This is a genomic window from Dehalococcoidia bacterium (genome assembly GCA_040902535.1).
GTDB lineage: Bacteria > Chloroflexota > Dehalococcoidia > DSTF01 > JACRBR01 > JBBDXD01.
The window spans coordinates 20645-34044 of record JBBDXD010000012.1 but is presented as its reverse complement, the minus strand read 5'-3'; the positions used below and the strand labels follow the sequence as shown (position 1 = coordinate 34044).

The following is a 13400-nucleotide window of genomic DNA, read 5'->3' as shown; positions in this document are numbered from 1 at the left end:
AGCGGTCAGCGGTCAGCGGTCAGCGGTCAGCGGTCAGCGGTCAGCGGTCAGCGGTCCGGGATTGTGGGAAGTTCGCGAGGATCGACAAGAGCGACCGTGATGGCCGCTCTCTGATGCGTCGTATGGTAGCAGCGGTTGGATTCGAACCAACGACCTACCGATTATGAGCCGGTTGCTCTAACCCCTGAGCTACGCTGCCGGATGAATGGCGCGCTTGGCGGGACTCGAACCCACGGCCTCTACCTCCGCAGGGTAGCGCTCTATCCACTGAGCTACAAGCGCGTGCATATGCAGTTGTACTGGTGCCGAGGGCGGGATTTGAACCCGCACGCCCTTGCGGACACTACGCCCTGAACGTAGCGCGTCTGCCGTTCCGCCACCTCGGCGTGTTTGCACCTCGCGCGCATGGCAGCGGACTCGCGGACGCCCTGCGGAGGCGCCGGAGCCCAACACGAAAGGCCGACGAATTGTAACAATCGACCGGATCGCGCGACAAGCGAGTATGCGCCTGCAGCTAGTTGAGGGCGATCATGGCCATTGTTAGAATGCGTTGCCCCACGGGCGATTAGCTCAGCTGGAAGAGCGCTTCCTTCACACGGAAGAGGTCACAGGTTCAAGTCCTGTATCGCCCACCACTTCCGCCGTCTGAGCGAGACGATCATATCTCCAGCCGGAATCCCTGCCCACGCAGCGTCACGATGTACGTGCGCTCGCCGCCAGCCTGCGCGATGCGCTCCCGCACGCGTCGCACGAGCGCATCCAGCGCCTCCTCGGACACGCCTTCCGCGTGATCGTCGGGCCAGACGTGCGCGATGAGTTCCTCGCGCGAGATCACCTTGCCCGAGCGTTCGTAGAGGTAGTGCAACAACCGGAATTGTTCGTTGGACAGCGGCGGTTTCGCTTCGGCGCCCTTCACGTAGACGCGACGCGTATCGCCTTCGACGCGCAGCACGGCGCGCGGCGCCTCTGCTACGGGTTCGGCCGCAAGGGCCGGCGACGGGACATCAGGTGCGCCCTCGCGACGGCGGCGTCGCATGAGCACCACGCCGGCAGCGCCGCCCGCGGCGACGATCGCTGCGCCCGAGGGCACGCCGATGGCGAGCGCGAGGACGAGTGGGCTGATGCCGTCGCCGCCCGCATCATCGATAGGCGAAGGATCGAGATCCGGGCCGGAGCCGCCATCACCGACGACGGTGATGGCGAGCGGCGACGTGACGATGCCCGCAACACTCGCCGATGCGACATAACTGCCGCCACCATCGAGCGCCAGTTGCGCGCCCGCGAAACCATCGACCGTGCGTCCGCTCGCTGACAGCGGCACGGCATCGTCCTTCGCGAGCGTGAACGACACCGTCGTGCCATCGATGACGGGATTGCCGTTGCGATCGACGATCGGCCCGGCGACCAGACCGAGCGCGCCTTCGTCCGGCACTGCGGATGCGTCGTAGCCGAAGACGGCAATGTTGATCTGCTGCGCGGCGTCGGGCTGTGTCGCGTCGCCGACATCGTAGAAGATGCCGCTCACGTTGACCGGCGGCTGGCCGCCGGGGATCGCATCGCCGAACAGCGCTTTGAACGCCGCCTCGATTGACGGAGCCGTTTTGCTGTACACCGCAAAGTAGGCGGACAGCTTGCTGATCTCCGTCGAGTCGAGGTAGTACGGCGCGTTGAACGCCAGCCCGATCAGGTACTTGTTCCGCAGGTCGACCGGTGTGTCGTCCAGGAAGCGGCGCACGGCGGCCGATGCCGGGCGTGCATCCGGAACGTACTCGGAGATCGCGAAAATGATCCATTGGGCGTCACCGACCGCGGTGCTCGTCGAAGCGTTGGCGGGATCGTCGGGGGCGGCAAGCCATGCGTCCAGGTCGCCGAAACTGATCGTGCCGACGTCTTCGTCGCGCAAGCGTCCGTTGCCCGCGGCGCCGTACATCGCCAGGAGTTGCTCCTGGAGCGCCAACTGCGTCATCACGCGGTACGGGTAGCAGTCGCTCCAGCACTCGACGATGAGCACCTTGTCCGGCGCGACGGGGCCGCGTGGCAGCCGCGCCTGCAGTTCCTCGACCGACGATGGATGCATCAGCGTCAACGCGTCAACCGCCAGTGCCTGCATCGCTTCTTCGCCGCCGCCGGCGACGGCCGTTGCGTTCACCGGATCGACGAGCACGCTTTCGAGCGTCAGGCTGGGGTACAGCCGCATCTTCGCCGCGATCACGTGGCGGAGCGCATCATCGGCGCGACGGCGAAACTCCGGGTCCGATGCGTACTGTTCCCGCATGAAGATGATCGAGTCCTGGATCACCGGCAGTTGGTATTCCGACCAGCCGCGGTTCGCGGAGTCAACATAGAACTCGATGAGCGGCAGCAGGTCGTTGCCCGCCAGCAGCGCGTCGCGGACGACCGTGCGGCTCGGAAACGCGGGCTGCCCTTCCTCGCGCGCGTACCATTGCTTGACGGCGGGCACGCCGAGCGAATCGGCCATCACCAGGTGGTCCTCACGCCACGACGCGAACTCCGGCAGCCCCATGAATCCGTTGAAGGCGGCGCGGTCCAGCGAGATCGGCGGCGTGAACGATCCGCCGCCGCCCTCGAGGAAATTGCGATAACGGATGTGCGACACCATCATCGCGTCGACGGCGCCCTCCGGATCGTCGTCGTCGATGCGCACCAACTCCGCGAACGGCGCAAGCTCCGACGCGCGCAACTGAGGCAGCGACTTGATGACCGTTGGCACTTCGTTATCCGTCGAGCGGTCGCTGCCGCCGTGGCCGGGGAAATGCTTCGCGACGGCGATCATGCGCCCTGCGCTGCCATCGTGGATGCCACGGACATACGCGCGTCCGAGCATGCCCACCCACGTCGCATTGCCGCCGAACGACCGAATGCCGATGTCGCCGCGGCCGCCGGCGCGCGGATTGTCGAGCACGTCGACGACGGGCCCCAGAAGCATGTTGATGCCGGCGGCGGACAGCTCCCGTCCGACGATCTCGCCGGTTGTCTGCGCGTGCTCCTTCTTCCACGTCGCGCCGATCGTCATGTTGTTCGGGATCGACGTGAAGTCGTGCGTCACATTCGTGAACGGAAACAGATCGCCCTCGTTGTCGGTGGCGATGAAGAGCGGGACGAAGTACTCCGTCCCGGCGTCGAGGCGGGCGTTGGCTTCGTGCGCCCGCTGCTGCAAGCCGTTCGTCAGATCGGCAAGTTGCGCCGCCGTGTCGTCGCGGTTCACGACGTTGCCGTTGCTCGCGGTGACGAGGACGGACCCCACTTTGAAGTCCTCGACCAGCGACGCGACCTCGGATTCAGATGAGACGTCATCGCCGACGAAGTTGACCATGACGAGCTGGCCGACACGCTCGTCGATAGTCAGCGACGCGATGACGCGATCGAGGAACGCCGGGTCAGGCTCGCCGGCTCGTGCCGCCGACGGGCGACCTGCCGAAAGCGGGGCGAAGAGCGCGGCAAGCAGGAGCACAGCGACGCACGCCGTTCGGAGCGAAGCGGCTCGAGCGGTACCCCTCATCCCTGGCAACTCCATCCCTGCGCCCGGACACGATTATGCGGCCTGACGGGCCTCTATGACAGACCGCGGCGTGCATGATCAAACGCCGGTCGCGGGGCAAAGGTTTACCGTCGATTTCAGGACGTTCAGGCGGCGCGGAGGTCGGCGGGGATCGGCGGCCGCCCAACCATCACCGCGAAGCGCTCGGCGTAGACCGAAGCGGCGTGCTCCCAGGTGTGCTGCAGGAGCGTGTAATCCGCGAACTGCTCGCCGAGGCAGTGCCGCTGAATCGCCGGCAGCGCCAGGACCTGGTTCAACGTAGAGACGAGGCTCAGCGGATCGCCCGCGGTGGCGATGAACGCGTTCGCTTCGTGCCGCAGGATGCTCGATCGCAGGCCGCCGCCCACGACGAGAGGCACTCGGCTCGCCGCCATGGCCATCAGCATGTCCGGCTCGATCTGCGGACGCGCGGGCGCGCCGGCGACGACGAAGACGTCGACGCAGCGCGCCGCGGCGGCCAGCGTCTCCGCATCGAGCGCGCCCGTGTGCACGCGGTAGTCGGCCTGCACCCCATTTGCGCCGAAGACGAGGCGCGCCTGGCGGCTACTCGGCGCCCCGAGCAGCAGGCAGAGCGGGTTACCCGTGAGCAGCGGCGCGACGGCATCCCGGTGCCAGCGCATGTAATCGATATCCGCCGTCCACGGCACGCCTACGACGGGCCGTCCGGGCACGACGTCGCGCAGCAGACGGCTGATCGACGAGAGCTTGCGCGGCGCCGGTTCTTGCGGCGGCGCCGATCCCGCCGGCGTCAGCACGACGGGCAAACGTCGGGCGTGCTCGCGCAGGAACCTCACCGTCCCGTGGTCACTGGCAAATCCCTGGTCCAGGCGGTCCAGCGCACGCCGCGCGAGGTGCGAGCCAATGCCGCGGCCCGCGACGCGAGCCGGGTTTACCGTGGCACTCACCGGGACCCCTTGTCGCGCCCGGAGCATCGCGCCGACGGGCGCCAGTCGCGCATCGAGGAGATGCACGGCTTCGAAGCCGTCGCGCGAGAGCGCCCGGGCAGCCACACGGTAGACCGAAAGCATCGAGCGCCCCGCCACGTGGCGCACATGGGCGACCTGCGCCAGTTCGCGCGACAGGGCATCGCTCCGCGCGCCCAGCACATCGACGTAGGCGCCGGCAAGCACGATGCGGGGAAGCCGCTCTGACCTTCGAGGGTGTTCGGCCGTGTACACGTCCGGAGTATCGGTACGCATCGCGGGGCGGGGCTATCAGGCGATCCCCGCACGACGGCTGGCGCCCCTCGCATATCGGCTTCAGGCTAGCGCGCAGCCGACTCGATCGACCGGAAGTGGTCCTGCACGATGGCGGCCGCGGCGGCCCGCGTATACCCGGCGGTAAGCTGGCGCTGAAGCTCGGAGGGGTCGTACCAGACCATCCGCTGTCCCATCGGGCGGTGATATACCCCTTCGATCTCGCGGACGACCGTGCCGCTTGGGTCGAGCTCGTAGCGGATCGAGCGTCCCGAGGGGCGGATGACAAACATCGCCCGTGGTTGGACGCCTCCCAGTTCGGACTCCACCGTGCAGGTGACGCCCTGCTCCGCCGCGAATTCGACGACCTCGCGGAAGGCAGGGTCGAGGATGGTCTGGATCATGCGACGAAAGACCTGCGCCATTTCCGTGCGCACGTTGATGCTACTGCGGCGCAGTTCCGATGTCTGGCGCGCGTGAAGAATCCGGGCCTTCCAGTCTTCAGCCAAGGCCAACCCCTGTTCCCATCATCGGCCCCGGTGATGGATCAAGAACTCGGGATCAGGCGGGAAGCTCGACGTTTGAACGGCCATCGGTCGTTCGGCGTTCGGTCCACCCGACCGTCAGCAAGTTCGAGATCTCTGCGGCGTCTCCCGGATAGCAGAGCAAACGAGCGTGCCAGACCACCCCGCCCGGGTTCCCGTGCGCAAGGCGATCGATGATGCGTTCGGTGGCCGCTTCTGCCGAGGCGGCGTCCTGGTGCGGCAGGACGACGCCCGCGCGCCCCGCACCCAACTGCCCGCCGAGGTCGGTCGCGCGAATGGCGGCCGGTACCCGCGACGTCGCTTCGTCGATGGTCCGCGCCGGGGCACCGGGCTTCGGCTCGGCTTCGAGCAGCACGAGGCCAAACGGATGGCCGTAGCGGGCCGACCGGTTCGCCTCGTCCAGCACGCGAAGCCAGAAATACCAGCCGACGTGCAGGCCCGAGTCAGGGTCGATGAGGATCCAGCTCTCGTCCATTCACAGAGATTGTCGGCCGGAGCGTGCCTCCGATGCACTCTGTTATGTCGTGTGTGCCGCTGATTGCCCGCGCGCGGGGCATATTCTAAGCTCTCAGGCATGGAACATCGCCCGATCGAAGGCAGGCCGGTGCGCTTCCCGCCCGGGAAGGTGGCAGTGACGCTCGGTAAGGAACGGCAGTCGGACTATCGCCGCTTGTACTCCCGTGCGAGCACCGACCTCGCCGGCCTGCCGGCGCTCCGGGATCGCGACTTCGATGGCCGCACGGTGAAAATCGCACAGTCCGAACTGGATGCGCTCAATCGCGCGCTGGCTGGCTTGCAGACTCCGCCCCCGCGTGAGGGGCAGAGCGTGTTCCGAGCGCAGGAGCGTAACAAGACGCGCCTCTTCAAACGGCTTCAGCACCTGTCCTAGACGCTCTGGTTAGGTCGTGAACCTCGCACTCGCGCAACATCGCCTGATTGCGATACTATTTTGGTCTGACGTACACGCTCTTGGTACCCGCCGGGTCGGACCAGCGAGGGCACTGGTTATGGCAAGTAATGTCTCCGCGCAACTGCTGAACGCCATCAAAGGCCGCAAATTCACGTCGGTCGGGCGGCTGTGCGCGCCGGGCGTCGACTTCCAGGCCTGGACTCCGACCGGCCACTGGGTCGCCAACGACGGCCCGACGGTCGCCAAGGTCGTCGAAGTCTGGTACTCGCCCGGCGTCACTAACCAGATCCTCCATTCGAGCGAAGCAGCGATCGGCCGCAATTCCTTCCTGCTGGAGCTCGAGGTCACCTGGAAGGCGCCGCCGGACGACCAGCCCCGCATCCTCCACCAGGTCTATTTGGGCACGGTCAAGGGCGACAAGATCGCCCAGATGCGGGTCTACTGCGCGGGTCTCCACACGGAGTTCCCGGAGGTCGACCTGGAGAAGCAGCGCCGTGCGAAGGGCCTGAGCGCCGCGAAGCCCCTGAACAGCGCCCGCGCCGTCGCCGCGAAGGCCAGCTGACCGGGATCTAGCGAGTCGAGGCCTCCTTGTAGAGCTGCTGCAGCCGTTCCGACGGCTCTTCTTCAAGTTCGTCGCGGAGGAGCTGCCGGAAGCGGCGATACTGGCGGGCGGCCGCCGGACCGTCGTTGAGCCCGAGATGGCACCGCATGACGCCGAACGTCGCCGCCTCGCTATACGGGTCGACGGACTCAAGCGACTTGAACAGCACCAGCCCTTCCTCGAACGCGCCGTCCTTGAGCTTTCGCGCGCCGAGCTCGTTCAGCGCCTCGATATAGCGTTCCTCCAGCTCGCGCCGCACGGGCTCCACCCAGTCGCTGTAGGTCGCGCTCATAAACGGCCCCTTGTAGAGAGCGACCGCTTCTTCGAGCCGCGCCATTCTTTCGTCGTCGTCCTTCGCGACGTCGGCTGCCAGCATCGCCCTGTTGAAGCCGGAGACGTCGGATTCGAAGACGCCGCGCTGGTTCAGGCCGTAGCTCCCGTCGGGCTCGCGAATGACGCACTCGTGGAACAGCGCTCGCCGGAGGCGATAGAGGCTGGAGTGGAAGTTGCTGTTGCACTTGGACTCGGGCAGGTCGGGCCAGAGGGCCGCGAACATCTCCTCCTTGCCGACGGAGTCCTGCTTCGTGAGCAGGAAGAAAAACATCTCCTTGCTCTTCTCGCTCCGCCACTCCAAGTCGGACACCGGACGTTCGCCTACGAGCACGCTGCCGCGGCCGAAGGCGAAGGCGCGGACAGCGGGCAACATGTCGGAAGCAGGGGCATGGCGCCCTGCCCGCTCGTCGTCCGGGCGGGGCGTTGCTTGCGGCGCGACGAGGTCCGCAAGCAACGCGTCCTCGACGTGGCGCACCAGCGCGTATTCGACCATCTCGTGCGCCCGCGAGACGTGGGGCCGAAGAAACTTCTTGTAGCCGAGGCGCTCGCAGAGCCGGGCGACGCGCCCCAATTCGGCCATCGCCTTCCGCGGTTGATGGCTGTCGAACAGCGCGCGAGCGCGCAAGAACGCCGCGATCGCCATATCGTGCCGGTCATCGACCGATTCGAAGTGACGCCACGCGAAGTCGATGGATTTCAGCGCGCTTCCCGCATCGCCGCGTTCGAGTTGCACCTGCGCTTCCGTCACCGCGTGCGCCGCGAGGCGCGCCGGCGGGTCCGATGCGCCGGGCGCGATGCGCTTCAGCATCTGCACGGCGTCTTCGCCCTGGCCGAGCCCCAGCCGCGTCAACGCCATACCCTCGCTCAACTCTTGCGCCAGGTACGCGATCTGCAATCCATCGACGAGCGGTTGCGCCGCGTTGTAGGCGGCCAGGCTCTCATCGAACCGGCCCATGGCGCGATACGTCTCCGCCATGCCCGCCGTCATGAACGCCTCGTACGCCACGTTGCCCGTGCCGCGCACGACGCGCAGGCCGCGCTCGTACACCTGCACCGCCTGTTCGTACTCGCCGAGCGTGTAATAGACCATGCCGGTGTTGTTGAGCGTCAGGCAGAGGTCAAACGTGTTGCCCGCGCGCTCGAACGCGGATTGCGCGCGCTGTAGCGCGTCGAGCGCGAGCATCGGCTGGCCGCGCATGCTGTAGCACTGCGCCAGCGAAGCGCACGTGTTGCCGATGCCCTGCAGGTCGCCCGCCTGCTCGAACAGCTTACGCGCTTCTTCCAGCTCACCGATCGCTGCGTCGAGGTCGCCGGTGATCGTATGCGCGACGCCTATATTTCGCAGCGCGTCACCGGCGAGTTGGACATCGCCTTCGTCGCTCGTTTCGATGAGGGCGCGTGCCTCGCGGAACGCGGCGAGCGACTCGTCGTAGTAGCCTTTGAGGCGCTGCGCTTCGCCGCGCACGAAGAGCGCCTGGACCAGCCGCCGCGTTTCGTTCGCGGGGCGGAGCGTCCGGATCGCATCCTCGATGATGCGCAGCGCTTCGTCGAACTCCTTGAGCTTGAGTGCGGCGCGCGAGCGCCACAACTGCAGGTGCGGTCGGGACGACTGCGAGCCCGGCGGCAGGCGGTCGATCCATTCGCCGAGGCCACGCGCCTGTCCCTGCTGGATGAGCCTGGGCGCGACGTCCTCCAGCATCTTCGCGGCCTCGTCCCATGCTTCGAGTTCAAACAGCAGGTCGACGGCCTCGTTCAGCAACCCGAAGTTCGACAACGTCTCCGCGGCTGCACGGCCGGCCGTCGCGTAGCCATCGGGGTCCTCACGGCGAAACTGCTGCATCAGCAGCGACCGCATGAGCTGGTGGCAGCGGTACATCGGCGGATCGTCGGCGTGCTGCGAGACGAACAGCACGCGCGACGCGGCGTCGCGCAGCAAGCGTTCGCTGTCGCTGCGGCCGGTGACATCGTTGCAGAGCGCCGGCGTCCATACGGGCAGCAGCGAGATTTTGCGCAGGAACGCGCGCAGGTCGTCGGGGACGCCCTCCAGCGCTTCTCCCTGCGCGTAGTCAGCGAGCGACAAGCCGACGTTTGGCCCCGCGATGCTGCCAGCGCCACCCGTCGCTTCCTCTCCTTCGACGTTCGTCCGCCCCGGGCGCCGGTCGCCGCCGGCGCCGAGGATCAGCGCGGCCGCCCATCCCTCGGTGCGCTCGTACAACGCATCGGCTTCGTCTTCGGACACGTCGCGACCGAGCGTGCCGAGCAACTCGCGGATCTCGCGCGGCGTGAACGCCAGGTCTGCAACGCCGATTGTGGCGACATCGCGGCGGGCGATCAGCCGCGACAACGACGGGATCGGCGGGCGCGTGCGCGACGTCATGACGAGGTGCAGGTTCTCCGGCGCCCGTTCGAGGATGAAGCCGAGCGTTGCCATGATGTCTTCCGACGCATCGACGGTGTGCACGTCGTCGAGCACGAGCACGACATAGTCGTCGTGAGCGGCGATGCCGTTGACGATGACGGTGCCGATGGTGCGGGGCTGCCAGAAGCGCTCGTCGCCGAGCGCGACGTCGATGCCGAGGCCCAGGCGGATCGCCTCCGCAAGCGCGCCGGTGAACGCAGGCAGATCGGCGTCCCACGTATCGAGCGACAGCCAGACGATGCTGAGGTCGGAGGTCTCTAGCCAGTCGGTGATCAGCGTCGTCTTGCCGTAGCCCGCCGGCGCCGCCACCAGGATGCCTTTGGCGCCGACCGCCGCATCGATGAAGGCGTTGAGGCGCGAGCGCCGCACGATATCGGGCCGGCGGCGCGGCACGGCGAACTTCGACGTCGCGACGGAAACGCCGCCCGGCCGGGGATTCATCGCGCAGCCCTCATGGCTGCGATTATATGCCGCTCAGATCAGGAAGAAAGCGCGGAGATTCGAGCGAGACACGAGGACTAACGTCGCGAACGGGGTAGGAGGAGCCGAATCTCATCCGACCGCGTCGGATTCCACGAGTCAATCGACCAGGAATGAGGGCAGTGCGCCTTAAACAGCGCTGTCGTCTTCGGCAAAGTGACGGGCGCCCGAATGTAGGAAGGAAATGACGAGCTGTTCAATCCAAACTTCCTCAGCGACCCGCTGCAAAACCAACTCGCGGACAAATCAAGCAGCGATTTCTTTGCGAAGGGCTGGATCGCAATCATGGCGCTCTCCGCGTGAGTAGCGGCCGCCAGGGCGTTGGCTGCTCTAGACCATGCCGATTCTGACCAAAATTGCGGAGAGGATGGCTCATCGCATCCATACGGAAGACAGGCAGACATCACCACGAGGTCGAAGTATCCTTCTCTATCTCGAGTGTGCTCCGATAGCGAGCGCCAAGCGCCTTGCCGCAGAACCTTCGCGAGCCTAGGCGTGTTGAGCAGCTGCGCGTATTCCAGCATTTCGTTTGAAGGATCGATACCTAACAAGATGACGGGAGTGTCCTTCGCGAATAGGCGGTCGCCGTGCATCGAGAGCAGTTCAATCGCCAGACTCGTTGCGCCGGATCCGCACCCGATATCAAGTACACGCCGAATTGGCGCATCTAGATGAGCGAGTTCGCTTAGTTTTTGTAGTGATCCGATGATTGAGAGCGTTCTTTGGGGTAGGTAAGCGAACGAATAGGCGATCGCGACCTCCGGTCTGCGGTAGTCAGGTTCTCGTGATCGCAGATCGCGCCGAAGCTCGTTATATGCACGCGAAATGGCTTGTGGCCCCGGCGAGTGTCTGGTGTGAAACGATCTCGTCCTTTCTGAGATGGAGAGATCGAGATCACCACAGAGCGCATGCCAGTTACTCTGCAGGTCTGTACCCGTCCTCGCTCTCGAGTAACGGCCGGCTGCCTAGTGCATGCTGCACGCAATCCCGGGCTCGATCATAATTGTCTGTATCCCATCGATCTTCCCGCATCTTCCTCAGCGCATCAATCGTGCTGCCAGCCCGAAAGCGGGACCTGTTGCCCTTCATGAACTGACTGACATATTCGGCTGCATCAAGTGTTGCTAGACGTTCCCCGAATCGTCGTGGATCTCGGAGAGGCAACATGGGGCTGATTGACACTCCAATGGGAATTCCGGCGTCGCGAACCTCACGGATGGCTTCGAACCTCACGTCAATGCTCGGACAGTGAGGTTCGTAACGCAGACGGGTTGCTTCATTGTCAGTCGGAATCGTCATGTTGACGCGGACGCGCTCGAACCGCGAAAGCAGGTCGATGTCGCGCGTCACGATGGGGCTCCGTGTTTGAACCGTGAGACGGGGCTGGAACTCAACGAGAACTTCGAGGATCCGCCGCGTGAGTCTGAGCCGCTTCTCGATCGGCTGGTACGGATCGGTGACGCTGGACATGTAGATCTTCGAGCCGCGAGCGAGCGGGTGCTTCCCCTTCGACCGTGCCGCTCGCCGGATGACGTCAATGGCGTTTTCTTTCACCTTCACCCATTGGCCCCAGGTATCTCGCTCATGCTCAGAAGGCGCGAAGAACCGCGCGTAACAGTACTCGCAACCGAAGCCACAGCCGCTGTATGGATTCAGCGTGAAGTCGTAGTTCTCCATGAAGCCCGTCGCAGGCGTAAGGACGGTCTTCGCGTCAACATAGGTCACTGCTGCGGGACCGAGGTCGGTCGGGCGCTCAGCGGGCGGCTTCGTGACTGCGAATAGGTCCAGCTGTTCTCCCGTCATGACCGCATGGTACTCCGCTCAAAGCGTTTAGAACGTCCGTTCCTATGTCAACGTAGCAGAAACGAGCAAGGCCCCGACGGGCCTCTCGATCGCGTTCAAGGTTCGCCGAAGCTAAGCAGAGACGTCTTTGACGTCTTCCCCCTCTTCGACCACGTCGTCGACTTCGACGCTCTGGCCGGAGCGGGTCATCAGCAGGGGGCGCTTGCGGCTGCGGATCGTGTCGCCGCTGACGATGCACTTCTTGATGTCGGTCCGCGACGGGATCTCGTACATCACTTCCATGAGCGTGTCTTCGAGCACGGTGCGGAGGCCGCGGGCGCCCGTCTTGTGCAGGATCGCCTCCTCGGCGGCAGCGCGCAGGCCGTCGTCTGTGAACTGCAGTTCGACGTTGTCCAGCGAGAAGAAGCGCTGGAACTGGCGGGCGAGCGCGTTCTTCGGCTCGGTGAGAATCCGCAACAGCGCGTCCGCATCGAGGGCGTCGAGCGAGACGACCATCGGCAGGCGGCCGACGAACTCCGGGATCAGGCCGTACTGGAGCAGGTCGTCGTGCGTGACCTGCTTCAGCAGCGCGTCGGACTTCTTCTGCCCGTCGAGCGCCCGCAGCTCGGCACCGAAGCCGAGCGAGCGCTTGTCGCGGCCCAGCCGCCTCTCGGCGATCTTGTCGAGGCCTTCGAAGGCGCCGCCGCAGATGAACAAGATGTTCGCCGTGTTGATCTGGATGAAGTCCTGGTGCGGGTGCTTGCGTCCGCCCTGCGGCGGCACGTTCGCCGTCGTGCCTTCGATGATTTTCAGCAGCGCCTGCTGCACGCCCTCGCCGGAGACGTCGCGCGTGATCGACGGGTTGTCGGACTTGCGCGCGATCTTGTCAATCTCGTCGACGTAGACGATGCCCCGCTCGGCACGCTGCACATCGAAGTCAGCAGCCTGGATGAGATGCAGCAGGATGTTCTCGACGTCCTCACCGACGTACCCGGCCTCGGTGAGGGCCGTCGCGTCGGCGATCGTGAATGGCACGTCAAGGATCTTCGCCAGCGTGCGGGCGAAAAGCGTCTTGCCGGAGCCGGTGGGGCCGAGGAGCAGGATGTTGCTCTTCTCGAGTTCGACGCCGTCCGGGTTCGGGCCGACGGCGCCGATGCGCTTGTAGTGGTTGTAGACGGCGACGGAGAGGACCTTCTTGGCCTGCTCCTGGCCGACGACGTACTCGCTGAGGTGATCGAAGATCTGCTTCGGCGGCGGCACGCGCTGTCCGGTGACCTTCGTCTTGGACGGCCCCGCGGCCTCTTCATCGATGATCTCGCGGCAGAGTTCGACGCACTCGTCGCAGATGTACACCGCGCCCGGGCCGGCGATCAGGCGCTTGACCTGATCCTGGTTTTTGCCGCAGAAGGAGCAGTGGTACTGAACGCGCGTCGTCCGACTGTTGGCCATGAATCGATTTCCTCTGCCAGTCGCGGGGCTCCACAGGGGTCCTGCCGCCCCGGTCTGCCGATTCTACGCCACCCGCTGCCGAATTGTCAGCTTGACTTCCCGAGATTGCGGGGCCGAACGGCGCCT

9 protein-coding genes and 4 tRNA genes are annotated in these 13400 nt (G+C 65.6%); 3 read left to right on the top strand and 10 right to left on the bottom strand.

Annotated elements, in window-relative coordinates:
- Nucleotides 1-123: 123 nt before the first annotated feature.
- From WEB52_06105 to WEB52_06095, 3 genes are all read right to left on the bottom strand, one after another.
- A tRNA-Met gene (locus WEB52_06105) sits at nucleotides 124-199 on the bottom strand.
- Between the two features lie 7 nt (nucleotides 200-206).
- Nucleotides 207-282 (bottom strand) — tRNA-Arg (locus tag WEB52_06100).
- 18 nt (nucleotides 283-300) lie between these two features.
- Nucleotides 301-386 (bottom strand) — tRNA-Leu (locus WEB52_06095).
- A 173-nt stretch (nucleotides 387-559) separates the two neighbouring features.
- On the opposite strand from WEB52_06095, the gene WEB52_06090 reads away from it, so the two are divergent.
- A tRNA-Val gene (locus WEB52_06090) sits at nucleotides 560-635 on the top strand.
- A 23-nt stretch (nucleotides 636-658) separates the two neighbouring features.
- Here WEB52_06090 and WEB52_06085 read toward each other — a convergent pair.
- The 4 genes from WEB52_06085 to WEB52_06070 form a co-directional block, all read right to left on the bottom strand.
- On the bottom strand, nucleotides 659-3472 hold the full coding sequence (locus tag WEB52_06085; GenBank protein ID MEX2226001.1) for a glycoside hydrolase family 3 N-terminal domain-containing protein: 2814 nt from the start codon (nucleotides 3470-3472) through the stop codon (nucleotides 659-661).
- 173 nt (nucleotides 3473-3645) lie between these two features.
- Nucleotides 3646-4737 carry a hypothetical protein gene (locus WEB52_06080; protein ID MEX2226000.1) on the bottom strand — a complete coding sequence of 364 codons (1092 nt, stop codon included), beginning with the start codon at nucleotides 4735-4737 and terminating at the stop codon, nucleotides 3646-3648.
- 86 nt (nucleotides 4738-4823) lie between these two features.
- The gene (locus WEB52_06075) at nucleotides 4824-5264 is read right to left on the bottom strand and encodes a hypothetical protein (protein ID MEX2225999.1); all 441 of its coding nucleotides are present in this window, start codon (nucleotides 5262-5264) and stop codon (nucleotides 4824-4826) included.
- Between the two features lie 52 nt (nucleotides 5265-5316).
- On the bottom strand, nucleotides 5317-5775 hold the full coding sequence (locus tag WEB52_06070) for a hypothetical protein (protein MEX2225998.1): 459 nt from the start codon (nucleotides 5773-5775) through the stop codon (nucleotides 5317-5319).
- A 99-nt stretch (nucleotides 5776-5874) separates the two neighbouring features.
- Between WEB52_06070 and WEB52_06065 the strand changes: the two genes are divergently transcribed.
- Together WEB52_06065 and WEB52_06060 are read left to right on the top strand one after the other, a co-directional pair.
- Nucleotides 5875-6189, top strand: a complete 315-nt coding sequence (locus WEB52_06065) for a hypothetical protein (protein MEX2225997.1) — start codon at nucleotides 5875-5877, stop codon at nucleotides 6187-6189.
- A gap of 118 nt (nucleotides 6190-6307) precedes the next feature.
- Nucleotides 6308-6772 (top strand): hypothetical protein, encoded by a 465-nt coding sequence (locus WEB52_06060; GenBank protein ID MEX2225996.1) that lies wholly within the window; start codon nucleotides 6308-6310, stop codon nucleotides 6770-6772.
- Nucleotides 6773-6779: 7 nt separating this feature from the next.
- Here the strand turns inward: WEB52_06060 and WEB52_06055 are convergent, their stop codons facing one another.
- The 3 genes from WEB52_06055 to clpX form a co-directional block, all read right to left on the bottom strand.
- Nucleotides 6780-10004, bottom strand: a complete 3225-nt coding sequence (locus tag WEB52_06055; protein ID MEX2225995.1) for a tetratricopeptide repeat protein — start codon at nucleotides 10002-10004, stop codon at nucleotides 6780-6782.
- Nucleotides 10005-10958: 954 nt separating this feature from the next.
- Complete coding sequence (locus tag WEB52_06050; GenBank protein ID MEX2225994.1) at nucleotides 10959-11846, bottom strand: radical SAM protein; 888 nt, start codon at nucleotides 11844-11846, stop codon at nucleotides 10959-10961.
- Between the two features lie 111 nt (nucleotides 11847-11957).
- The gene (clpX, locus tag WEB52_06045) at nucleotides 11958-13274 is read right to left on the bottom strand and encodes an ATP-dependent Clp protease ATP-binding subunit ClpX (protein ID MEX2225993.1); all 1317 of its coding nucleotides are present in this window, start codon (nucleotides 13272-13274) and stop codon (nucleotides 11958-11960) included.
- Nucleotides 13275-13400 lie beyond the last annotated feature (126 nt).